The sequence below is a fragment of the Acetobacter malorum genome (genome assembly GCF_001580615.1).
GTDB classification, from domain to species: Bacteria; Pseudomonadota; Alphaproteobacteria; order Acetobacterales; family Acetobacteraceae; genus Acetobacter; species Acetobacter malorum.
The window spans coordinates 83,693-105,723 of sequence record NZ_LHZC01000049.1; the positions used below are offsets into that span (position 1 = coordinate 83,693).

Here is a 22,031-nt window from a genome sequence, read left to right on the forward strand (position 1 = left end):
GGACGATGAGAGACCTCAACGACTTTGAATATTTTGCGCAGGTCGTCAAACACGGCGGCTTTTCCGCGGCGGCGCGGGCAACGGGCCTCCAGAAATCCCTCCTCAGCCGACGGGTCCGCCTGCTGGAAGACCGCCTGCATACGCGCCTCATCCAACGTTCTTCCCGCCATTTCAACGTAACGGAAACCGGGCATCGGTTTTACGAACACTGCCTGACCATGCTGGCCGCCGCCGATACTGCCGAGCAATCCGTCGCCCAGCTTCAGGCCGAACCCTGCGGACAAATCCGGCTGAGCTGCCCTGTGGCACTTCTGACTTTTCAGTTCGGCGCACTGCTGGCCCGTTTCATGCTGCGCTACCCCGCCGTCACCCTTCAGCTTGAAAGCACTAACCGGCAGGTGGATGTGCTGAAGGAAGGGTTTGACCTCGCCATCCGCGTCCGCTTTCCACCCCTCGCCCCGTCTGACCTCGTCATGCGGACGCTCGACACCAGCACGCAATGCCTGATTGCCGCACCCTCTCTGGTACCTCAGCCCCTTGCCTCACCGGCTGATCTGAACGGCCTGCCCAGTCTGGACTTCAAAACCCATCCCGGCACCCATTCCTGGCTTCTGGAAAATCAGCAGGGGCAGACCGCCACGGTTTTCCATGAACCCCGCCTTGCCACGGATGATATGGCCGTCCTGCGGGAAGCCGCTCTTATTGGCAGCGGGATTGTGCAGCTCCCGACCATGATGATCTGGCAGGATATTGAGGCCGGACGCCTTGTGCAGGTTCTCCCCGGCTGGCAGCCCCGCGCAGGCATTATCCACGCAGTTTTTCCATCCCGACGTGGGCTTGTGCCTGCCGTGCGCGCCCTGCTTGATTTTCTGGCACAGGAATGTGCTACGCAACGCGGGTTTGCCGCAGAAGCGTTCAAGGCACCCCCCTCTCAACGGAGTTCTTCATGACTGCACAGGATGCCTCATCTCATCCCCTCATGCGCCAGCCGGGAGCAGACAATACCCGCGTGATGAATGAGGAACTGTTTTTTGATCTGGTTTATGTGTTTCTTGTCACCCAGATCAGTCATGGGCTGCTGCATCATCTAACGCCTCTGGGCGGCCTGCAAACCCTCATCCTGTGGTTCGCGGCATGGCTGGGCTGGCAATATACCGGTTGGGTGACCAACTGGTTTGACCCGCGCGTGCCCGCCCTGCGCGGCGTGCTGTTTCTCACAATGGCGCTGGCTCTTGTCTGCGGTGCTGCGGCCCCGGAGGCTTTTGGGGCGCGCGGGCTGGCCTTCGCGCTGTGTTACACCCTCATGCAGGTCGGGCGCTCCGCATTTATTGTGTTCAGCCTCCCGGCCACTCACCCTCTCGCCCCCAATTACCGCCGCATTCTGGGCTGGGGCGTCATTGCCGCCTGCTTCTGGATTGCTGGCGGTCTGGCCTCACCGGAAGCCCGTGTGCCGTTATGGGCCGCCGGCGTCGCGTGCGAATATTTTTCTCCCATGTTCGGGTTCTGGCTGCCGGGGCTGGGGCGCTCCCACACGTCGGACTGGACCATTTCAGGCAGTCATATTGTAGAACGCTGCCAGTTGTTTGTGATTGTCGCCCTTGGGGAAACCATCATGGCCTCCGGTCTTTCCCTTGCGGAAAGTGAGCATTGGTCATGGATTGAGTTTGGCGGGTTTGGCGCAAGCTTTCTTTGCACCCTCGCCATGTGGTGGCTGTATTTTGAAACCTCCAGCGAGGAAGCCGAACACGCCATCAACAGCTCCTCCGATCCGGGCCGAATGGGGGCCTATTTCCATTATCTGCATGTCATTCTGATAGGCGGAATTATCGTCACCGCCGTCGCCATGGATATGCTGCTGGAAAATCCGGTTGAGGAGGCCAAAGGGGCTCCCGCCCTGGTCATGACGCTTGGTCCGGCCCTCTACCTTCTGGCCAGCACCGCCTACCGCTGGGTAGCCACACGTAGGCTGGCGTCCAGCCAGATGGTCGGCCTGGGTCTGCTGCTTGTGGTCGGGTTTGCCGGGCAGTCGCTTCCCTTGTGGATGCTGGCGTTCTGTGAAACGACGCTTTTCCTGATCATCAGCGTTATCGGTTCCGGCAAAATCGCACGGAGCAAGGCCTGTTTCGGGAAAGCACCCTAACAGCCGCGACCTGACCAACGGCGCACTCTGCGCCGCCCCAGTCAGGTCGAAGCAACATCCGTCAGCAAAACAACAGCCTGCTCCTGCGCCATCACCGTCAGATCTCTGACATCGCTCACAGCTGCCGCATCCCCCGCTTCCAGCACTGCATCGGCTACGCTTACAACACCCGACACCACCAGCAGATACAGGTCACGGTTTACACTGGTGCTGTAAGCCGCCCCCTCTCCCGCCGGTATAATGGCATGCAGCAGGCGCGCGCCCGCACTCAGAGCTACCGGCGCGCCGTCTGTAATAACCTCACGCTCTTCGGGATCATCTTCAGGGAAACCAGACGCCAGAATTCTAAAGCCGCCATCTTCCCCCTGCGGAAAACTGAGACGGCTTTCCTGCCGGGGCATCCCTTCATCCGTATCCGGCAAAAACCAGAACTGGAGAAAAGACACGCCCTCCGGCCCGGCTTGCCATGCCAGTTTCTGGCAACCCGAGCCCGTGCTGATCAGATGTAATCCGTCAGCCTGAATGTCCTCCGGTGCAAAGTCATCAACCTGCGCCGTCAGGCTCCCTGCCTGCACCCATGTCACCACATCAACCGCAGCTTCCGGCCCCAGATGATACACCTCTGAGGGACGCAACGTGCCCTGATTGAGAACCCGCAACCGTCCGTCATGCTGATGCGCAGGGTCCTGATAATCCGCAAAAGCAAAATGGCACTGGAGCGTCAGCGTATCAGACTGTGTGGAACCAAGGGTCGCGGCCCGTCTCACTGTTATCATGACGTATCCCTCAGCCCGGCGTTCTGGCTGGCGTCTTCTCTGGGTAGAGATCCTGCCACCCTCCGCCAACAGCGCGATACAGATGCGTGACAGACCCGGCCACCTGCGCCGTGGCTGTGGCCAAAGCACTCTGTGAGGAGAGCAGCGCGTTCTGCAACGTCAGCACATTCAGGAAGTCAGACGCCCCCTGTACATACTGAGCTTTGGCCGTTTCCACAGCAATCTCGTTCTCATGCACAGCTTCCGCCAGCTCGTCGCGCCGTCTCTGGGCGGCGGTAAAGTCGGCCATAGCGTCATCAATTTCCTGCCAGGCTTTCAGCACCGTGCGCTGGAACAGGGTGGCCGCCTCCTTCTGCTGTGCCTTACGCAGATGCAGCTGACCGGTCAGGCGTCCACCTTCAAAAAGCGGCAGGGTCGCCGTCGGCCCAAAGCCATACTGGCGCGAGGCCCATGACCCAAGCCCGCTGAACTGAAGCGCCTGAATATCCAGACTGCCAGAGAGCGTCACACGCGGAAAAAAGTCCGCAATCGCCACGCCAATCGCTGCGGTAGCGGCATGCAGATGGTCTGCCGCCATGCGGATATCAGGCCGACGCTCCGCCAGTTCAGACGGCAGACCGACCGGCACAACCGCAGGCACGGACGGAATACCGGAAGGCTTGCCCAGTTCGGCATCCAGCGCCCCCGGCTCCCGCGCCACAAGGAAACTCAGCGCATTCAGCATATGCGTTTCCTGCGCTTTAAGAGGTGCGAGGCGCGAGGTGAAGGTGTGAAGCTGGCCTGTCGCCTCCGCCACATCCAGCCGCGTTGCCGCCCCCTGCTGGAACCGCAGGCTGGTCAGCCGAACGCTGTTGTTTGCTACGTCGATATTGTGCTCAAGAATACCCACCTGCGTTTGCGTAGCCCGCAGGTCGATATAGTCCTGCGCCGTCTCCGCCATCAGGGAGACCAGCGTATCGCGCCGCATTTCCTCAGTTTCCTGCGTCGCAGCTGTCGCTGCTTCCACCTGACGCCGGACATGCCCCCAGAAATCCACTTCCCACGAGGCATTCATCCCGTATTGCGGCAGATTGAAGGAGGGATTGCCCACGCTTCCCGGGAGCGCCGTCGGGCCAAAGCCCTGTGAGCCTGAAGCAATGGAGCCCGCCTGCTCCCGCTCCATGGTGCCCAGCAGCCCCAGCACGCCATTCGTGCTGGCCCGCTCCCGCGCATAGGAGGCATTGGCTTCCAAATGCGGCATCTGCGCGGCACTGGCTATGCGCCGCTCCGCCTGACTTTGCATCAGGCGCAGGCTGGCGGCTTTCAGGTCCAGATTGGAGGATGCGACCTCGTTTTCCAGCTTCGTCAAAGCAGGATCATTGAACAGTTTCCACCACTGCGGATCGGTAGATGCTGTGGTGACGCGGCTTTCCGCAGGCGGCTGCGTATCCCGCCATGCGGCAGGCGCTTTGACCTGCGGCTTGTGATAAGTCGGCCCGACCGTGCAGCCCGCAAGAGCCACCATGGAAAACCCGGCGAGAAGAAAGCGCTTCATGGCGTTACTGCCAGACATAGCGAGCGTCATTGGCATGCGGCCCTTCCGGCTTTGAAGATGTATCGATAGTAGCTTCGACCGACATCCCAACCCGCACTCTGGCCGCCAGCGGCTGGTCCGCATCAAAGGTCAGTTTGACCGGAATACGCTGCACCACCTTGGTAAAGTTGCCCGTGGCATTGTCTGGCTGAATGGGGGCAAAGGCCACGCCAGTTGCCGGAGCGAGTGAGTCCACATGCGCCTTGAGCGGATGGCCGGGGAACGTATCCACCCAGATGGTCGCCCGCTGCCCGGCCTGAACTCTGATCAGCTGCGTTTCCTGAAAGTTGGCCAGCACATAGGCCGCATGAGTCGGCACAACGGCCAGAATACCCGTGCCCGGATGCACATAATTCCCCACGCGCACGCCACGTTCACCCACCACGCCATCCATGGGGGCCGGAATGGTGCAGTAGGAGAGGTTCAGGTCGGCCTGCTTCTCATCCCCCTGCGCGCGCACCAGCACACCGCGCGCCCGTTCAAGCTGGCCCTTCAGCACAGCCACCTGACGGATGGCGGCGTCTACCCCGGCCTGATCGCGCGCAATGGCAGCTTCGGCTTCCTTCTCATGCGCTTCTGAAGACTGCTTTTGCTCAATAGTGCCCGCCCCGCCGGAAGAGAGGTTGCGGTATCGCACCGCATTCTGCCGGGCAAACATCAGGTTGGCCTGATCCGCCTGCACAGCCGCCCGCGCTTCCGCAATAACGGAATCCTGCCGCGCCAGTTCGGCCTCAAGGTTGGTCACATCCCCCTGTGCGGCCAGCCTGTTCCCCTTCGCCACATCCAGGGCTGCGCGGTAATCATCGTCCTCAATATGGGCGAGTTCTTCGCCCGCATGGACCTGCTCGTTGTCCTGCGCAATAACGCGATCAATGCGCCCGGACACCTTGGGCGCAACCGTTGGGAAATCCGCCGTCACATAGGCATCATTGGTGTACTGGTTCACACCATCTCCATTGACCCAACGCGCCCCGCCCCACGCAATAAGGGCAAGAACACCTGCGGCACAGCCTGCGTAAAGCAGAGGTTTTTTGTAAATCATGTTCAGAGTTCCGGTTTAACGAGCGGGAGTATTGGGAGACGGCGCACGAGGCGGATAGACGCGATGCGGCAGCAGCAGGTTCATCACCGCATAGCCAAGGCAGACGACAATCAGCAGCGCGTAGATATCGTTGAGTGCGAGCACGAGAGACTGCTCATGCACATAGGTATGAAAGATCTGCAGGGAGTTCCGGGCCACATGCCCGCTATCGGGCGAGGTGCCGGAAAGCTGCTGCGTGATGGGGTTCCCCATGCCCTGCAAAGCCAGAGCATGCGTGCCGTGATGGTCCAGCAACATAGTGGAATGATACTGCTCACGCCGGCGGCTGAGTGCAGCGAACAGCGCATAGGCCACCGCATTGGCCAGCCCTTTGAGCATGTTCACCATGCCAGAGATGAACGGCCCATCCGCAGGCCCCATGGCCATGGTCGCCAGCATCAGGGTCGGGATCACCGTCATCGGCTGGCCGAACACCTGCAGGATTTGGAGCGGATAGAAATTGTCCCGCACCCAGTCCACCGTCAGCCATGTGCCAAGCCAGGCTGAGGCCGCAAGACACAGCATGCCCCCGGCCAGCACAAAGCGGCAGTCTACCTTGCGGCGGTTACAGATGGCCGCAATCAACGGCAGCATAATCAGCTGCGGCAACGCTACCACCAGTGAGACAGGAGCCGCCTGAATAGGCCGATAGCCGCGCACAGATTCCAGATACAGGGCGGGAATTTCTCCCATGATGGAGCAGATCGCCAGAATACCGACCAGCGAGAGCAGCGACGCCTGAATATTGCGGGACCGCCAGTACTGGATGCGAAAATAAGGGCTGGGGTGATAGGCTTCGTTAATGACGAACACGATAAAGGCCGCCATGCCCCAGAAGGTCAGATTGGTGATGAGGGGTGAGCGGAACCAGTCGAGCCGGTCTCCCTGATACAGCACCGTCACCAGCGAGCAGATGGCCGGCACGCCCACAATCAGCCCGAGCCAGTTGAACTTCTCAAACCGCTCAAAATGCATGGGGTCACGCGGCAGGCCATACGCCATCATGCCCACGGCAATCACCGCAAGCGGGATAATCTCCCAATACAGCCAGTGCCAGCCGACATGCTCAAACCAGAACGCTTCCAGCGGCAGGCCAAGATTAGGGCCGAAGGTTGCGCTCATGGCATAGCCGCCAATACCGAACACACGGATCTGCGGTGGCAGATATTTGAGCATCACGGTCATGAGCACAGGCGGCAGGCAGCCCCCCGCCATCCCCTGAAAAGCCCTTAAAATACAAAGAGAAGTCACATCCGGCATGAACGGTGCGGGGATAGACAGGGTCGCCATGACCGCCGTCATGAAAATGGAAAAGCGGTAGATGGAGAACGTCATATAAAACCATGGCGTGAAGGCCATGGCGGCAATATTGAACGCCTCATAAATGGAGATGACCCACGTCCCCTCATCGTGCCCGATATGCATCGCGCCCCGAATGTCGGACAGGCCGATTTCAGTCACATGTTCATTAAAGCCAGCAATATGCACCGCCAGCAGCATGCCGAGGCAGCCAATAACAGTCCGCAGGCCAAAAGGCGGAATATAGGACGGCTGCGGTGGCGAGGCGTGAACGACTGGCTCACCGACCGCCTGTGGAGGGGCGACGTTGTTCATAGCCCCACATCATCCTGAGCACCTGTCTGCCGACAACCCTCATTTGTGGAAAGCGACGACTTCGATTTTCGGAAGAATAATTTCTGGTCAATCCGCCAGACAAAATCTATTTCTGGAAGGATGAAAGGCTACGATCTCGATCTGCTGCGTTACCTTCAGGTGCTGACTGAAGAAGAGAGCGTATCCCGTGCGGCCCGCCGCATGAAGGTCAGTGAGCCCGCCATGAGCCGCCAGCTGGCCAAGCTCCGCACTGCCTTTGCAGACCCCATTCTGGTGCAGGCGGGTCGGCGCATGATCCCTTCCGCTTTTGCGACCGGGGTGCTCAGTCAGGTGCAGGATCTGGTCCGCAATGCAGACAGCCTGCTGGAAACGCGCGCCCTCGCCAATCTGGCCAACATGGCCCCGACTTTCACCATCCGCGCGAATGATCTGGTGGTGGCCGCCCTCGCCCTGCCTCTTCTGAAAGCCCTCAAGGAGGAATGCCCGCGCTGTGAAGTGATATGGGCCCCGGAGCTGGATGCCGCGGCCTCTGACCCGTTACGGGATGGCGGCATTGACCTCTATCTTGGCGCAACCGACCTGATGAAGCCCGAAATCCGCCGCCAGACTGTCCTGCGAGACCACATGCAGGGCCTTGTGCGGAAGGATCACCCCATTCTTGCCACGCCCATTACGCCTCAAAGCATGGTGCTGTACGATTATATCAGCGTCTCCCGCAGGGGCCGGGCACGCGGCCCCATCGACTGGATGCTGCAAAACCAGTACGGCCTGACACGGCGGATTGCCATGGTGGTTCCCACCTATCATTGCATGGTGGAAAGTATGAAGGAGACAGACCTCATCCTTCCCCTGCCCGGCCTTGTCATCAACCATATCTCGCTGGAGGCTCTGGGACTGGCCTCTTTTGAATTCCCGCTCTCCCTGCCTAGCGTTGAGGCTTTTCAGGCCTGGCACCCCCGGCGGGATACGGACCCGGTCCATCGCTGGCTGCGGGAAACACTGTTCCGTGTCTCCCGCAAAGTGTTTGAAAAATGCACGCCCTAAAGCGGAATTTGCTGGCTGGAACGTGCGGAAGCACGCCCCGTCACTTATTGGCGGCAAACATGGATGAGGCCATGCTCAGCACCTTCCGCCTGTAAGCAGCACTCAGCGTGGGCGTGTGGGAATGATAATACCCGATAGCCCGCATCACATCTCCATGCGCCTCATCAATATAGGTCCGCATGATGAGCGCTGAGGCCGCCACATTAAAACAGGGATCAGAAATCAGGCGCGTTGCTGTTGCAGGCACAGAGAGATGACGGATATCAGCCAATGGCTGCACCCAACGCGTGTTGATCTGCATCAGGCCGAGATCCGCACTGCCATCGCCGTTTGGATGCACCATCCCTGTCACACCCCCTTCCACTTTCTGGATCACCGGCAAAACGCGCGGAGGGATGTGATAATGGTTGGCGCTGACGATCATGCAGGCAAGAAGTGAAACGGGCATTGTCATCCTGAGTTCAGCGGGCTGCGGCTGCTCCCCTTTTTGACGTTTGTCTTAAGAGAGCACTGGAGCATCCCGCTTTTCTCCCTATGGGCCCAGTCAGACTTTTTCAAGGCGCGGACTGGACACCCAGCCCTCACCGTGTTTCAGACGCGCCCGAGCCGATCCGCCAGACGGCCCCACAAGATGCGCCCTGCCACGCCCATTTTCCACCCAAAATGCCCGGCTATGGGTTTGATCGGGGTTGGCGGGAACAGCGGCGTGCCCTGCCCCGTCACGTAGTGCGCGATGTGCTGCCCCATAACCGTCGCCATGGCCACGCCACGCCCGTTATAACCCACACAGGCTAGCAAACCGGGTTCCGGCTCATGCCAGTGCGGATAATGATCCAACGTAATACCCAACTGCCCGTTCCAGCCATGGGTCCAGCTGATATCGGCCAACTCCGGCCAGAGCGTTAGCGCCCGCTGCATCAGATACGGGAAAGCCGATGGGCCCTGTAGATGATGAGAATAGGATCGCCCACCCATCAGCAACCGGCGCTGGGCATCCACACGGTAATATGTGGTAATCTGGCCCAGTTCATACAAAACTTCGTGCTGCGCCAAAATCCGGGCCGCATACTCCTCTGGCAGCGGAGCGCTGGCGACAATACCGCTATAGACCGGGACCACAGACCGCCGCAGAGCGTCCCACGCTTTGTCTGTATAGCCATTGGTCGCGAACAGCAGCTTATCGGCACGCACAGAACCCTGCGCCGTCTGCACCTGCCACGCATCCCCCTCGCGGCCAAAAGAGGTGACCCGCGTTCCCCCATACAAGCTCGCCCCGGCTTTAGTCGCAGCCTGCGCAAGGCCGCGCGTATAAGCCAGAGGGTCAAGTTGGCCTCCGCGTGCATCCAGCATCCCGCCGCAATACAGAGCATTGCCGGACCGTGCCTGCATGTCCGCAGGCTCCAGCCATTGAACCGGCCAGCCGCGCTTCAGGCACTCGTCTGTCAGTTGCCGCAAAGGTGCGAGTTGCGCGGGTGCCGTGGCGGCTCTAACCGTTCCGCCACGCAGGGCCGCGCACGCAATGCCATGCCGCTCAATCAGATCAAAAACCAGATTGGGCGCGTTCCAGGCTGCGTCCACAAGAGCCGGGCCATAAACCGGCCCGAAATCCTGCTCCACTTGCGAGGGAAGAGGCTTAAGGCCGGGGTTCACCTGCCCCCCGTTTCGCCCGGAAGCCCCCCAGCCGGGCTGTTCGGCCTCCAGCACAAACACCTTTACCCCTTTTTCAGCAAGGTGCAGCGCTGCCGAAAGCCCGGTCAGGCCAGCCCCGATAATAACAACATCGGCACGCTGTGCGCCATCAAGAGGCGGGTACGCCGGAACGCTCCCGCCATCTGCTGCATAAAGGCTGGCTACCGTGTTCATGCGTCCTCGCCGTATCCAATAATGGCTTTAATTTCCAGAAAGTCTGTCAATCCGAATGAACTGCATTCACGCCCGTTGCCGGACTGACCATAGCCACCAAATGGTGCCGCCACGGTCCATGCTGCCCCGTTGATATTCACGTTCCCCGCCCGCAGGCGGCGCGCCACGGCTCTGGCGTGCTTCAGGTCACCAGACTGAACGTAGGCGCCCAGACCATAAGGCGTGTCATTGGCAATCTGAATGGCCTGCTCTTCATCATCATAGGCCAGAATAGACAGAACCGGCCCGAAAATTTCCTCGCGTGAGATGCTCATATCCGGCGCAACATTCCCAAACACGGTGGGCTTGACGTAATACCCTGTTTCCAAACCGTCCGGTTTCCCAAGGCCTCCTGTTACAAGCGTCGCCCCTTCTTCAATACCTTTGGCAATTAGTTTCTGAATCCGGTCATACTGCACGGCACTCACAACCGGGCCAAGCTGCGTAGTTTCATCCGCCGGAGAACCCATTTTGAAGGACTCAGCTGCCGTTTTGGCAATCTGCATAGCCTGTTGCATCTGTGCACGCGGCACCAGCATACGCGTTGGTGCATCACAGGACTGGCCGGAGTTGCTAAAGCAGCCTTTAACGCCCCGCGTTACAGCATCTTCAAAATCTGCATCAGGCAGAATGATGTTTGGTGATTTCCCACCAAGTTCCTGATGCACACGCTTGACCGTTTCCGCTGCCAGTTTTGCAACGGCAATCCCGGCACGGGTCGAACCGGTAATGGAAACCATATCCACATCCGGGTGGCTGGCAATGGCCTCCCCCACGCCGGGGCCATCGCCATTCACCATGTTATAAACACCCGGCGGCAGGCCTGCCTCATCCAGAATTTCCGTAAAGACCAGCGCACTGAGCGGTGCAACTTCACTGGGCTTCATCACCACCGTGCACCCTGCGGCCAGCGCCGGCGCAACCTTGCACATAATCTGGTTCATCGGCCAGTTCCACGGTGTAATAAGCCCCGCAACCCCAACAGCCTCGCGGGTGATCAGAATATCACCCCGCATTTCGTCAAACACGTAGGTTTTAAGGGCTGAAATCATTTCTTCCAGATGCGCCATACCAGCCCATGTCTGGCTATCCCGCGCCCGGGCAATGGGAGAGCCCATTTCCTGAGAAATTGCCTGCGCCATATCTTCAGAACGCTTTTTGTAGACAACAAGAATACGCTCCAGCACAGCCAGCCGCTCTTCCCGCGTGGTGACGGACCATGCCGGAAAGGCCTTGCGGGCAGCCGCCACGGCGCGGTTTACATCCTCAGCTTCCCCAAGGGCGATCGTGCTGCACACCTCTTCCGTTGCAGGATTAATAACATCCAGCGTGCGGGTGCCAACCGGGTTAACCCACTGGCCGTTATAATAAAATTGCAAAGCATGAGACATGGCGTGCTCGTTCCTTAAAGGATGATATTTTGATCGACCATCAGGCTATTTGTTGCAATAGTCATGCAAACAACCGGGAACTGATGGATATGAAGGCTCTGATACTGGCGCAGGGCACACTGTGGATCATCATGGTGCTGACTGCCGCTGTCGCCCTGCTGCTGCTCAAACAGGTTAAAGCGCTTTACCGCAAAATTGCGCCCCTTGGCGCGCTGGCTCCGGTCAACCCCACGGCCTCCCGGCTGGATGCTCATCCCCAGACAACGCTGGACGGGCAGAACGTCATCATCGGTGGCCAGCGTCCCAATGGCAGAAAATTGCTGCTGCTTTTTGTTTCCGGCACCTGCCCGATTTCGCAAAAAATGGTTTCCATCACGCGTGATTTCTGCGTTCGTGAAAAACTTGACCTGCTGTTTGTGGGGGATGACACCCCGCAGGCGCAGGAAGAGGCGGTCGCTACCCTTGGCATCACCCGGCGGGAGATGGTCAATTCCGCCAACATCGGCCGCCTGCTGGGCGTTGACCGTGTTCCCTTTGCGGTGCTTCTGGCCCCGGATGGCACGGTAGAAGCGCGCGGGCTGGTCAACAACCGTGAGCATCTGGAAAGCCTGCTGAGCGTTATGGAAACGGGCCACAGCTCCATTCAGTCTTTTCTGGAAGCCCACCCGCATGCTCTTTCGCCCTCTTAACGGGGGCACTGTGCGGCTGCGCGGGCCAGCACCTCGGCGCGCAAGGCCAGAAGATCCGTTGAGGCAATGGGCTGTGCCCTAAAGGTATGAATTTCAGCCGCTGTAAACGGTTTGGTGCCCGCCGGTGTGCTTGCCCCGCCCATGCGGAACAGCACAAAATTCATGACATCCGCCAGTTCCTGATCATCCCGGATCAGGGACATGGAAACACCGGGCACCCGCCCGATATACGCCCGCCCCTCCGCAGAGCAGGCAAATGTGCCCACGTGGTCTCGCAAAATCGGCACAAATGTGCGGGCTGAAACGCCCTCAATCCCGTGGCAGCCACCACAATGGGTCAGATAGTTTGTGGTGGCATGGTCCAGCATCGCAGCCTCCGCTGTGGGCGCTCTATCAGCCCACAGCAGAAACGCGGACACCGCCCCTGCCAGACAAAGCATGCGTCTGGCAGGCCGCAGCGTGCGAACCCCTACAACATTACGGAATAGGGTGTGCAGCATTCAGCGCATTCCGTTCGGCCTGAATTTCTGAGCCTTTTTTGGGGGTCGCGCGGGCTGCCTTCACATCATCAGCCGTAAAGGTCGGAGCCGGTGAGGTGTCACCCAGAGACGCAACGTAGGTCAGCACAGCCGCAATATCGTCATCAGAAAGAGCCTTGAGAGACGGCATAAACCCGGCATAGGCAGCGCCCCCGGCCTGAATAGGGCCGTGCAGACCGTTCAGCACAACATCTGCCAGATACTTCTTGCCTTCAGGGGTCGCGGCAATTTTATCAATCCGGTTTTTCAAAACAGGAAACTGGCCCGGCATCCCGGCCCCGCCAGCCTGATGGCATACGGAACAGTTGGTGTTGTAAACCGTCAGCCCGTCAGAGGCTGCGTGGGCAGAACCCGCCAGAACCGGAGCCGCTGCAAGAACACCAGCCAGAAGACGTAAACCGTGTTTAATCATGATGCATTCCCAACAATAACAGAAGTCGAACAATTATAGATCAGTGCGCCTGTACCAAAGCACCAGATGATATCATTATTGGCCTGAGGCCGGTAGCTCGGCTGGTCACCCTCCGTGCCCACGCACATGGGCTGGCTGCACGCATCCTGTCCGCAACAGTCACGATACGCAACAAGGTAGGACTGCCCGTCCCCGGGATTAAAGCAGGTGCCAATCCATGAGGTGGGTGACGGGCTCGTCCCCGGTGGGCAGCTATGAACACCCCCGCCGCAGGACGCACACAGGAACCCGTCAATCGCGCAATAGCGCCAGTAATTGCAGGCCGTGGGGTCCGTCGTCTGGGCATCAGCCGCAAATGGTGTGGGGGCCTTGAATTTGGGCTTGGCGGTCTGCGCGGCAGATGCACGCTCAACCGGCAAAGTGGGGATCAAAGCCCCGAACGTCACCCACGCCCCAACGCGCCCAAGCAGGCCGCGGCGGGAACTATGGCCCGCAACGTGGCGGGTCAAACGCTCAATCGTGCGGTCCAGCAGGCTGTGTGCCATGCCGTCTTTTTCAGCGCGCGTGCCGGAACGTGCGGACACATCAGACTGCGACATGAGAGGTCTCCTTCATTTGGGCCGGACGTGCCTGCGGCAACGTAGCAACCAAAGATTCAATTTCGCGGCGGCTGCTGGCAACGTCCCGCGCCGTAATGACACCACGGGGGTCAAGCACCACCAAAGTCGGCAGACGGCCAATCTGCATCAGCAAAAGCAGTTCCATGCTGACCAGCAGCGGCACACCACCCAGCGGCGTCCGCTGCGCCATGGCAGAAAGGGCGGCAACATCGCCCTCGCCTATCAGCACCAGATCAAGCCCATGCTCCTGCGCCACAGCACGCGCCACAGGCAGAGCACGCTTACAGACGGGGCAGTCAGCCGAGACAAACATCAGCATCATGGCGCGGCCAGACGCACTGGCGCCCCCAATGGCAACCGGCGCATCGGCCAGCGTGCGGGCGGTGACCTGTGGCAGCGCCTGCCCGGCCTGCAAGCCGGACAGAACCGGCTGCACGCCAATGGGAGCCAGCCGCTCATGCAGCACACCAATCTGGCGGGCCAGCACAAACACACCCAACGCCAGCCCCAGCGTAAAGACGATCAGCAATAAGGTTGATACTGTGAGAATAATCAGCATCAGCTCACCGCCTCCGCGCCAGTAAGAGACGCCGTTGCCACACACAGAAGCAGAAGGGAAACCCCCATGAGCAAGCCTTCAACACACAGCAGGCCAAACTCCGGCTGACCGCACAGCCCAACCAGAAAAACCAGCACGACCAGCGCCACATTGCGGAACACGGAAGCCCATGACAAACGCGCATCCACCCCCGGGATGCACCCGCAGGACAGATGCGTGCGGCCCCGCGCCACGTTAATCCCCATGGCACCTGCAAACACCAGCAGCAGCACTGCCGAGACCAGTCCGGCCGCCAGCGTAGCTGCACCAGAAAACAGCCAGATGCCAAGCAGGGTTTCCGTCACAATAATGGCGTAGGCAGCCGGAAATGCTGCATCCAGCGGCAACAGGCGATAAGCCGCAATATCCGAGGCAAAACGGGCGCTGTCAGTCGCTTTTCCAATGCCCGTGAACAGGAACAGCGCACCAAACGCCCCGCTGCCCAACGCCCCCAGCATCTGAAGTAAAAGGTTATGCACGCTCATTCACCCAGCGCGACGGTGAAGTACAGGTCATCACCCAGATGGGGCATTTTGTGCAGTTGCTTGCCGCTTTTCATGTCCCAGATAAACAAATCACCCTCATTGTCGTTGGTAAACAGGAGCGGTTTGTCATCCTGCGTGACCCCCACCATCGTGGCGGGCACAGGCAGCGGAATACGGCGCACCAGTTTATGCGTTGCGGTATCCAGCTCCCAGATTTCCGTGCCCGCTTTTTTATGGGTCCAGAACGTACCTTCATGCATCAGCACAAACAGGTGTCCGCTGGCGTAATGGAGAGCAGAGAGCTGCCAGCCGCCCGGACGCCATGTTTTAGCAAAAGGTGCTTCAGCAGCCGGTGCTTTTTTCATGCCATCCGCTTCCTGAATAGACCAGGGTGCTTCCACCTTGCTGTCGGCAGAAAGAGCGGTGGGATAAACAAGGCCGCTATAGGAAATAAACCACGTTTTGCCATCAGACCGCCGGGTTGGGCTGTGCTCAAAAACAGCGTCCTTTTCCGGATCAAAAAACGGCTTGGTATGTGCAACGTCCGCTTTACCGTCCGTCAGGCTGACATTGGCAAGGCCACCATCCGCACAGATGGACGTAAACCCGTTATTCCCCCACGGATAGGCCAGTGCACAACCGGGCAGATCAACCGTCTGGCTAACCTTATGCGTCGCCGTATCCACAACATGCACCGCGTTGGTCGGCACCATGGAAAACACATACACGCGCCCGCCATCCTGACTAATGGCAAGATCGTTTTTCTTGGGCGTGACCAGCGCCCTGCCCGGCAGCACTTCATCATTCGTAATAGTCAGCGTCTGCGGATCATACGCGGGCAGAAGGTCAAGACGATCCCCGCGATTACCACGTGACCAAACCGTCTCCGCCACATAAAACGCCCGACCTTTGGGGTCCTGCACAACGTTGCCGTTATAGGCCGCCTGCACCATGCCAAGCAGTTTGCCCTTGTCCGCATCCACAACGTAAATACGGCCGTCCTTGGCATGGGTGCCCGCAGTATCCTGCACCAGAATACGATGCGGCGTGACCGGGGAAAGCTTGATAATGTCGCTTTCTTCTTCCTGCACAACCGGCTCATCTGCCCACGCTTTAAGGGACGCCACGGAAGACGCTCCCAGTGCCACAAGACCCAGCACAAGAGCCGCCGTGCCGGACCGGAGAGCTGTGGAATAGCGCATAAAATCAAACCCCTTGGCTGATAGAGCAGATGAATACGCAGCAGGACTGCGCAGGGAGAAAAAGAGTGTCATTCTCTGGCTCCGGATGCAACGCCACCGGAACGAAGTTTTATCCAGCCACCCAGCGTAACAAGGCACAGAGCGACCGCCCCAACAGCCAGCTCATGCCGTGTTTCCGGTGCACCAAGCATGGAAAGCAGAACCCCCACGAGCATGACGATTGCCAGCCAGCCCTTCCATGCGCCCGGCCGATACAACCGCAGCCGCGCGCAGACAATGAGGATATTATAGACCATGATAAATGCCCCGGTTGTGGCAACCAGAAAGGCAAACACCACCCCCGGAGAGAGCACGGCCGTGGCAGAAACCAGCAACGCCACAGCAGCACTGGCCAGCACAGCCCGGCGCGGCAGATGCGCCTGTGGTGCCATGACCTGCAAGGCGCGTGGCGCATCCCCCCTGCGGGCCATTTCATACACCACGCGCGATGTCGCGTATAAACCGGAATTGAGCGTGGATAATGTTGCGGACAGAATGACCAGCGTCATCACCACACTGGCATAGGGCACATGGAAGCGCTCAAGCGTCATCAGGAACGGAGAAATCCCACGCACAGTGTCCGACCAAGGCAGCAGGCATAGAATTAAGGTGATTGACGTCAGATAAAAGACCAGCAAACGCAGTGCGACCGTGCGCGTAATCCGGGCAATATTGCGGTCCGGGTTATCTGATTCCAAAGCAGCAATGGTCGCAATCTCGCTGCCCGTCATGGAAAACAGAACAGTAGGCACCGCAGCCAGAAAGGCAAAATCCCCCATCGGCATAAAGCCACCATGTCCCAGAAAATTGTCTGCAACCGGCACAGAATGGCCGCCCAGCAACACACAGCCGATCACAACAAACAGACAAATGGCCGCAACCTTGATCAGCGCAAACCAATACTCACATTCACCATAATTTCTGACAGACATCAGATTAATGGCTGTCATAACAGCGAGAATGACAATTTCAATCACCGCATACGGCACAGGCACATACGGCGCGATGAGAGACGCCGAAGCGATCACTTCCACACCAAGCGTTGTCACCCATACCATCCAGTAAACCCATCCGGCCACAAAACCGGGCAATGACCCCAGCGCATGGCGGATCTGGCTGACAAAAGACCCATGCCCCGGCGCATGCAAGGCAATATCCCGCAGCATGATGTTGACCAGAAAAACCATCAGGCCGGAGAGGAGATAAGAAATCAGGACACTCGGCCCTGCCGTCAGGATAGCCCCAGAGGACCCAATAAAAAGCCCCGCGCCAATCACACCACCAAGAGAAATCATGGTGATATGACGCGGCCTCAGGCTTTTAGCCAACTGTGGGCCAGAAGATTGCGCCGTCACAGAGTACTTCCCCCCGGCATTGCTGAAACAAACGGGAACGTCTGCCGCTCCAGCAGTTCTACAACAGCACGGTGCGCCTGTTCAAACGCGGCATCGGTATGCGGGCTGGCCCCGGCATCCGAATTTGCAATAGCAATCCGGCCAAAAGGCTGACGCGCCTTAACGCAGGGCCGCTCAGACGTTTCTGTAAAAACCCAGTCCAGTGGCTCGTACAGACTATTATACGTATACGCATAACCATGAGGCCAGCGATTGACTGTTATGGCTGCAATATCCCGCGTGGCATCAAAGCCGCCCGGCCCTAGAATACGCTGTAACTGGCTGCGGATTTCTTTTTCAAACTGTTCAAACGTCAGTCCCAAGAGCACGCTGCGTCCGGCCCGATATTGCTCACGCTTGGAAAGACCGGGCATCCCGAATGTCTTGATCATCCGGACGACAATCGGCTTTTCCGGGTCCATGGGGGCTTTCAGTCCGCCGAGAGACATCGGTTCCGCCAGTTGCACCTCTTCAAAAAACATTCCGGGACAGGAAATTTCTGCCACGCCCAGTTTTTTAAATGCACGCCAGTTTTTTAAGGCAACATTGACGTAAGCAATCGGCCCTTTAACACCATAAGCCAGAGCTTCTTTTTGCGGAGCAGGCAGGCTGGGCACCATGTAGGGAATAATCATATTCCAGCAAGCCAGCACCACCTGCCGCCCCTGCACTTTGCTGATCTGCGCCGGAGCGGCCTCTCCGGCAGGGGCACAGAGAACTGAAACTGTTTGTGCCGTCTCCGGCGCACCATCATGCGCAACATGCAGCGCCAGCGTGCCTAACCGGATCCGAACAGGCTGGTTTGGCTGGTCGAGTTTTTCATAAGCAAACCCGGCAAGACCCATATCATCCTGAGACCGCGCTTTTGTCGCCCCCGGCACCAGATGTGAGACCAAAAGCCGAGCCAATGTCGCATTGCCATCAGGAAAGTGAACAGTCTCTTCGGAATCTTTCTGCCGCCCATGCTGGCCACCCTGCAAATCCGACAGCAGGCCATCTGGCACATCCCCCAGCCCCAGACCGGAAAAACCCGGATACCCCATGACCCACGCAAACAGCGCGGGCAGAGCATCACCCCCAACGCAAAAAATACCTGCGCCTGTTTTTTGAAATATGGCGACGGCTGTGGGATCAACCTTGGCAATAGTCAGCAGATACTCTTTGTAAGAGAGGGTTGCCAGCGACTTCTTTTTTTCAGGAGCGCTTTGGCCTGTCATATAATCAGGCTGCGTTGGGGAGACAATCCTGACAAGATCCTGCCGGGCTTTTTCAGAGAGCGGTGCATTTTTCAATGCCTCTTCTGAAATATAGCGCCATTGCGAAGCGGCATTTTCTTTGCTTTTAGGCATCAGATAATCATGTGGCCAGATTTCCTGATTGAAAAACAGCCCTGAACGCAGCCCCATCTGCTCATATAGGTGGTTTGTTTTAAGATTTTCCTTTTTATACGCGTCTATATTCACACTAATGTCGGACAGGATCATCGTCGCCCACTGGTTATAGCGTTCCGGCGCTTCCATCTCCAGCGTGCCACCGTTGAGAACAAGTCTGTGTCCATCAACAGAAAACTCATTCCTCTTGGCATGGCCACCAAAATCATCATGATTTTCAATAATCAGAACAGTTTTGTCAGGCCCGGCATATTTGCGATAAAAATGCGCTGCGGCCAGACCACTCAGTCCACCGCCCACCACAACAAGATCATAAACTTCATCGGTCTCTTTGATATTTTTTTCCTGAAGGGTGCCATCCCGCAACGCGTGAGCTGCTTCAAACGCCCCGGGATGGCTCCCCCGCAAACCCGTGCGCAAAGGGGGAGGCACAAAACCCTCTGCGGACGCCGCCTGCGCGGAAGCCGAAAATCCCTTCACACCCCCACTCAGCGCGGTGGAAACCAATATCCCCCCAACAAAATCTCGACGTGTGATGCGTGCTGGCATTCTGACCTCAGTGTATGACGTGTGCAGGATAGACAGAATTGTAAGGTCAGAACTCCGCGCTGACCGTTCCAAAGAATTCACGCACTGCGCCACGCTCAAGAGACTGATAATCCCCCGACATCGGGTTGCCGTTCTGGCCCATCATGGAGATATATTTGGAGTTAAAGAGGTTATAGACGTTAAAGTCGACAGAAAGGTTTTTCGCAAAACCAACTTTACCGAAATTATAGCGCGCACCTGTGCTTGCCAGCCAGTATCCGGGCACTGAGGTATCATTCACATAGCTGAAGTAACGCCTTGAATAATAATGCACGTCAAAATGTGTTTCGAGCCCCTTCCAGCGATAAGACAGATTGGCCTTATACATAAACTGCGGGAAGTTAACGATTTTCTTCCCTTTTGTGTAATAAACACCCTCTGACGTATTAATATTCCCGCCATATGTGGAGTGGTTGTAGCTCACGCTATTATAGATCGCCAATCCCTTGATCGGTGTAAGGGTCACTGCTGCATCAACACCGTTGGTATGCACCGTTGTGGGTACCACAGTATTGACCGGTGCCAGAATTGTGCCTTCCGTTGCCGTCTGCAAACGGTTTCTGGCATCCGCATGATACCCTGCCAGACTGGCCTGAATCAGCTTGTCTGTATACCGATATCCCACCGCATAGACCCAGTCCTTTTCTGGTGAGAGGTTACGCTGCAACCTGCGGAACGTATCCTGATCCTGCACAGACCATGGAGACTGCCCGACACCATTTGCCGTAACCTGATAAGTCCGCATGTTTTCGGCCAGATCAAAGTAGAATTCATGGTTCTTCAGGAAGCGATAACTCGCCCCAACATGCGGGAGGAAGGCACTTGCTGCCGTCATGCCGCCGTTAGGAAGCGCATCTACGCCGGTATAGTCCGAGTTATTGTAATTTGCGCCACCCGCCGTCGTTGCCAGCATGGATTTGAACCCGGCAGTAATCCGCAGGTTGGTAATGGGCCGCCAGGTATCCTGCAAATGATAGGTGAAGTTGTTGGTACGCCAGCTAAACCCATACCCCTGCCGGAAGGCACGGCCATACACATTATACGGCCCAACAGTTTTAAGCGGTGCCCCTTCCCCCAAAGCTGGTTCATTATACCAGAAAAGCCCGGCATCCTGATTGTTGTTTTCATACCAGACGCCTGTATCAATGGTATGATTAGCAATTTTATAGAGAAAGCTTGTCGTAAAGCCATACCGTTCCTGACGGTTCTGCCACACTTCTTCCGAAAGTGGTGCGCCGGTGCCTTCAGACGGTACGGTTGCATCGGAATACGTGTAATAACCAGTCTGACTGGTGCCATACAGCGTCGTACGCCACCGCAGCGCATCCGTTAGTTCAAGGTCAAAATTCAGGCCGCCCGTATAGTCAACTTCATGCTGACCGCCGTCATAAAGATACGGAGAGTCACCATTGGCATTAATCGCATCCGTCGTCGGAAGCGTGACGTTGCCCGCAGCGTAGTTATAGGCCAGTCCGTAATTGGGGTAGAGATGCGGGGTGCGCCAGCCCAGACCATCCAGCATGGCCAGAGAGGTATCCCAATATCCCCATTCCTGCAGATCACTCCAGTTGAAAAAGGCTTTCATGACACTGTTATTGCCAATCGGCTGCACCAGCTTGGCATCAACCTGCTGCTGAAACTGGGACCCGCCACCAGCCCACAATCCTTCATCAGACCGGGAATAGGCCGTCATGAACTTGGTACCGGTACTATTCAGCTTACCACTGTCGAAACGCGCATACGTGCGATAAGAGCTATAGCTCCCAAAGCCCTGAGAGATCTTGCCGCCCAGCTGGTCTTTCGGGTCCCCGGTCTCAAACTGCATCGTTCCACCCAGCGTGGAGGTCGAGGGAACAGCAACACCGCCCGGCCCTTCGGACACAATTGTGCGCTCAATATCGTCTGAAATAGCCGCCTGAACAATGTTGTATCCGTTAGTGCTCTGATACGTCATATCGTTAAGCGGAATGCCATCCAGAGTTGCACCCAGCTGATCCATAAAAAAGCCGCGCACGTAAATGCTGGAGCCCCACAGATCCAGCCCCATTGGATCTGTGGAACTGAAGCTCACACCCGGCAGGCGATCAACCGCTTTCAGCACAGATGTCCCCGGCGTGAACTGCTCCATGATGGCTTTGGAGACAACGTTATCCGCCCCCCGTGAGACACTGCGGTGCGAACTGACTTCCAGCGCCTCACTCCCGCCTTGTACAGGGCCATGATCACGATGCCGAACAGCAGGCGCCACGCGCCCGGACGCCTTTCGGGAGGTCCCCGATGCAGTCCGCACCGCAGGCTTTCTGCGGGCAACATGATGCGCCTGTGTGGATACAGGAGCAGAAAGCTGCCCTGCCGCGGCCTTTGCACTATCGGGGGCAAGAAGCGCAGGCATTGTTAAGGCCGAGAGGGACAATGCACATCGAAGAGGCAGTTTGCGGCGGGAAGTGACCATCTCTGCGAGTTTCGTTTTTCTGCTCACGTCTGTTTCTTCCACTTTAAAATGCCGAAAAAGGCACGCGTTAAAACGCTTTTCTGCGTTCAGATGAGCCCGAG

Annotated in this window: 20 protein-coding genes; 4 read left to right on the plus strand and 16 right to left on the minus strand. The window is 57.9% G+C overall.

Annotation, left to right across the window (positions count from 1 at the left end; all coding sequences use genetic code 11):
• The first annotated feature begins 5 nt into the window (after nucleotides 1–5).
• Both AD930_RS08380 and AD930_RS08385 read left to right on the plus strand, forming a co-directional pair.
• Nucleotides 6–950, plus strand: coding sequence for a LysR substrate-binding domain-containing protein (locus AD930_RS08380; RefSeq protein WP_061505872.1), 945 nt, complete (start codon nucleotides 6–8; stop codon nucleotides 948–950).
• Nucleotides 947–2,140, plus strand: coding sequence for a low temperature requirement protein A (locus AD930_RS08385; protein ID WP_061505873.1), 1,194 nt, complete (start codon nucleotides 947–949; stop codon nucleotides 2,138–2,140). Before AD930_RS08380 ends, AD930_RS08385 begins: the two co-directional genes overlap by 4 nt.
• Before the next feature lie 41 nt (nucleotides 2,141–2,181).
• On the opposite strand, the gene AD930_RS08390 is transcribed toward AD930_RS08385, so the two are convergent.
• From AD930_RS08390 to AD930_RS08405, 4 genes are read right to left on the minus strand one after another with little or no spacing between them, the layout of a single operon-like run.
• Nucleotides 2,182–2,916 carry a pirin family protein gene (locus AD930_RS08390; protein WP_061505874.1) on the minus strand — a complete coding sequence of 245 codons (735 nt, stop codon included), beginning with the start codon at nucleotides 2,914–2,916 and terminating at the stop codon, nucleotides 2,182–2,184.
• A gap of 10 nt (nucleotides 2,917–2,926) precedes the next feature.
• A complete protein-coding gene (locus AD930_RS08395; RefSeq protein WP_061505909.1) occupies nucleotides 2,927–4,450 on the minus strand; it encodes an efflux transporter outer membrane subunit in 1,524 nt (507 codons plus the stop codon).
• A 4-nt stretch (nucleotides 4,451–4,454) separates the two neighbouring features.
• Nucleotides 4,455–5,531 carry an HlyD family secretion protein gene (locus tag AD930_RS08400; protein ID WP_061505875.1) on the minus strand — a complete coding sequence of 359 codons (1,077 nt, stop codon included), beginning with the start codon at nucleotides 5,529–5,531 and terminating at the stop codon, nucleotides 4,455–4,457.
• Between the two features lie 15 nt (nucleotides 5,532–5,546).
• On the minus strand, nucleotides 5,547–7,184 hold the full coding sequence (locus tag AD930_RS08405) for an MFS transporter (protein ID WP_061505876.1): 1,638 nt from the start codon (nucleotides 7,182–7,184) through the stop codon (nucleotides 5,547–5,549).
• A gap of 120 nt (nucleotides 7,185–7,304) precedes the next feature.
• Here AD930_RS08405 and AD930_RS08410 point away from each other — a divergent pair, with 120 nt between their 5' ends.
• Complete coding sequence (locus AD930_RS08410) at nucleotides 7,305–8,228, plus strand: LysR family transcriptional regulator (protein WP_061505877.1); 924 nt, start codon at nucleotides 7,305–7,307, stop codon at nucleotides 8,226–8,228.
• Between the two features lie 40 nt (nucleotides 8,229–8,268).
• Here AD930_RS08410 and AD930_RS08415 read toward each other — a convergent pair whose 3' ends face one another.
• The 3 genes from AD930_RS08415 to AD930_RS08425 form a co-directional block, all read right to left on the minus strand.
• Nucleotides 8,269–8,676 carry a lytic transglycosylase domain-containing protein gene (locus AD930_RS08415; RefSeq protein WP_061505878.1) on the minus strand — a complete coding sequence of 136 codons (408 nt, stop codon included), beginning with the start codon at nucleotides 8,674–8,676 and terminating at the stop codon, nucleotides 8,269–8,271.
• Nucleotides 8,677–8,819: 143 nt separating this feature from the next.
• Nucleotides 8,820–10,091, minus strand: a complete 1,272-nt coding sequence (locus AD930_RS08420; RefSeq protein ID WP_061505879.1) for an NAD(P)/FAD-dependent oxidoreductase — start codon at nucleotides 10,089–10,091, stop codon at nucleotides 8,820–8,822.
• Nucleotides 10,088–11,521 carry an aldehyde dehydrogenase family protein gene (locus tag AD930_RS08425; RefSeq protein ID WP_082781775.1) on the minus strand — a complete coding sequence of 478 codons (1,434 nt, stop codon included), beginning with the start codon at nucleotides 11,519–11,521 and terminating at the stop codon, nucleotides 10,088–10,090. Before AD930_RS08425 ends, AD930_RS08420 begins: the two co-directional genes overlap by 4 nt.
• Before the next feature lie 29 nt (nucleotides 11,522–11,550).
• On the opposite strand from AD930_RS08425, the gene AD930_RS08430 reads away from it, so the two are divergent.
• Nucleotides 11,551–12,210, plus strand: coding sequence for a thioredoxin domain-containing protein (locus AD930_RS08430; protein WP_244150538.1), 660 nt, complete (start codon nucleotides 11,551–11,553; stop codon nucleotides 12,208–12,210).
• On the opposite strand, the gene AD930_RS18295 is transcribed toward AD930_RS08430, so the two are convergent.
• From AD930_RS18295 to AD930_RS08475, 9 genes are all read right to left on the minus strand, one after another.
• Complete coding sequence (locus AD930_RS18295) at nucleotides 12,207–12,710, minus strand: c-type cytochrome (RefSeq protein WP_061505880.1); 504 nt, start codon at nucleotides 12,708–12,710, stop codon at nucleotides 12,207–12,209. The genes AD930_RS08430 and AD930_RS18295 overlap by 4 nt on opposite strands.
• Nucleotides 12,688–13,161 carry a c-type cytochrome gene (locus AD930_RS08440; RefSeq protein WP_061505881.1) on the minus strand — a complete coding sequence of 158 codons (474 nt, stop codon included), beginning with the start codon at nucleotides 13,159–13,161 and terminating at the stop codon, nucleotides 12,688–12,690. The genes AD930_RS18295 and AD930_RS08440 overlap by 23 nt, the downstream gene beginning before the upstream one ends.
• The gene (gene mauA, locus AD930_RS08445) at nucleotides 13,158–13,706 is read right to left on the minus strand and encodes a methylamine dehydrogenase (amicyanin) small subunit (protein ID WP_061491964.1); all 549 of its coding nucleotides are present in this window, start codon (nucleotides 13,704–13,706) and stop codon (nucleotides 13,158–13,160) included. The genes AD930_RS08440 and mauA overlap by 4 nt, the downstream gene beginning before the upstream one ends.
• A gap of 40 nt (nucleotides 13,707–13,746) precedes the next feature.
• Nucleotides 13,747–14,340 (minus strand): redoxin family protein, encoded by a 594-nt coding sequence (locus AD930_RS08450; RefSeq protein ID WP_061505882.1) that lies wholly within the window; start codon nucleotides 14,338–14,340, stop codon nucleotides 13,747–13,749.
• Nucleotides 14,340–14,858: a MauE/DoxX family redox-associated membrane protein gene (locus tag AD930_RS08455; protein ID WP_082781788.1), complete on the minus strand. Its 519-nt coding sequence runs from the start codon at nucleotides 14,856–14,858 to the stop codon at nucleotides 14,340–14,342. The genes AD930_RS08450 and AD930_RS08455 overlap by 1 nt, the downstream gene beginning before the upstream one ends.
• Nucleotides 14,859–14,860: 2 nt before the next feature.
• Nucleotides 14,861–16,066: an amine dehydrogenase large subunit gene (locus AD930_RS08460; protein WP_061505912.1), complete on the minus strand. Its 1,206-nt coding sequence runs from the start codon at nucleotides 16,064–16,066 to the stop codon at nucleotides 14,861–14,863.
• A 68-nt stretch (nucleotides 16,067–16,134) separates the two neighbouring features.
• Nucleotides 16,135–17,400, minus strand: a complete 1,266-nt coding sequence (locus AD930_RS08465) for an amino acid permease (RefSeq protein WP_061505883.1) — start codon at nucleotides 17,398–17,400, stop codon at nucleotides 16,135–16,137.
• Nucleotides 17,401–17,456: 56 nt separating this feature from the next.
• Nucleotides 17,457–19,439, minus strand: a complete 1,983-nt coding sequence (locus AD930_RS08470) for a flavin monoamine oxidase family protein (protein ID WP_061505884.1) — start codon at nucleotides 19,437–19,439, stop codon at nucleotides 17,457–17,459.
• Nucleotides 19,440–19,485: 46 nt separating this feature from the next.
• On the minus strand, nucleotides 19,486–21,930 hold the full coding sequence (locus AD930_RS08475; RefSeq protein WP_061505885.1) for a TonB-dependent receptor: 2,445 nt from the start codon (nucleotides 21,928–21,930) through the stop codon (nucleotides 19,486–19,488).
• Between the last annotated feature and the right edge of the window lie 101 nt (nucleotides 21,931–22,031).

Excerpts from the sequence above, each read along its gene's own strand:
- mauA (WP_061491964.1), bottom strand. The coding sequence starts at position 13,706 with ATGGCACACAGCCTGCTGGACCGCACGATTGAGCGTTTGACCCGCCAC.
- AD930_RS08460 (WP_061505912.1), bottom strand. The coding sequence starts at position 16,066 with ATGCGCTATTCCACAGCTCTCCGGTCCGGCACGGCGGCTCTTGTGCTG.
- AD930_RS08385 (WP_061505873.1), top strand. The coding sequence starts at position 947 with ATGACTGCACAGGATGCCTCATCTCATCCCCTCATGCGCCAGCCGGGA.
- AD930_RS08400 (WP_061505875.1), bottom strand. The coding sequence starts at position 5,531 with ATGATTTACAAAAAACCTCTGCTTTACGCAGGCTGTGCCGCAGGTGTT.
- AD930_RS08405 (WP_061505876.1), bottom strand. The coding sequence starts at position 7,184 with ATGAACAACGTCGCCCCTCCACAGGCGGTCGGTGAGCCAGTCGTTCAC.
- AD930_RS08420 (WP_061505879.1), bottom strand. The coding sequence starts at position 10,091 with ATGAACACGGTAGCCAGCCTTTATGCAGCAGATGGCGGGAGCGTTCCG.
- AD930_RS08380 (WP_061505872.1), top strand. The coding sequence starts at position 6 with ATGAGAGACCTCAACGACTTTGAATATTTTGCGCAGGTCGTCAAACAC.
- AD930_RS08475 (WP_061505885.1), bottom strand. The coding sequence starts at position 21,930 with ATGGTCACTTCCCGCCGCAAACTGCCTCTTCGATGTGCATTGTCCCTC.
- AD930_RS08450 (WP_061505882.1), bottom strand. The coding sequence starts at position 14,340 with ATGCTGATTATTCTCACAGTATCAACCTTATTGCTGATCGTCTTTACG.
- AD930_RS08395 (WP_061505909.1), bottom strand. The coding sequence starts at position 4,450 with ATGAAGCGCTTTCTTCTCGCCGGGTTTTCCATGGTGGCTCTTGCGGGC.
- AD930_RS08390 (WP_061505874.1), bottom strand. The coding sequence starts at position 2,916 with ATGATAACAGTGAGACGGGCCGCGACCCTTGGTTCCACACAGTCTGAT.
- AD930_RS08425 (WP_082781775.1), bottom strand. The coding sequence starts at position 11,521 with ATGTCTCATGCTTTGCAATTTTATTATAACGGCCAGTGGGTTAACCCG.
- AD930_RS08470 (WP_061505884.1), bottom strand. The coding sequence starts at position 19,439 with ATGCCAGCACGCATCACACGTCGAGATTTTGTTGGGGGGATATTGGTT.
- AD930_RS08465 (WP_061505883.1), bottom strand. The coding sequence starts at position 17,400 with ATGATTTCTCTTGGTGGTGTGATTGGCGCGGGGCTTTTTATTGGGTCC.
- AD930_RS18295 (WP_061505880.1), bottom strand. The coding sequence starts at position 12,710 with ATGCTGCACACCCTATTCCGTAATGTTGTAGGGGTTCGCACGCTGCGG.
- AD930_RS08440 (WP_061505881.1), bottom strand. The coding sequence starts at position 13,161 with ATGATTAAACACGGTTTACGTCTTCTGGCTGGTGTTCTTGCAGCGGCT.
- AD930_RS08415 (WP_061505878.1), bottom strand. The coding sequence starts at position 8,676 with ATGCCCGTTTCACTTCTTGCCTGCATGATCGTCAGCGCCAACCATTAT.
- AD930_RS08410 (WP_061505877.1), top strand. The coding sequence starts at position 7,305 with ATGAAAGGCTACGATCTCGATCTGCTGCGTTACCTTCAGGTGCTGACT.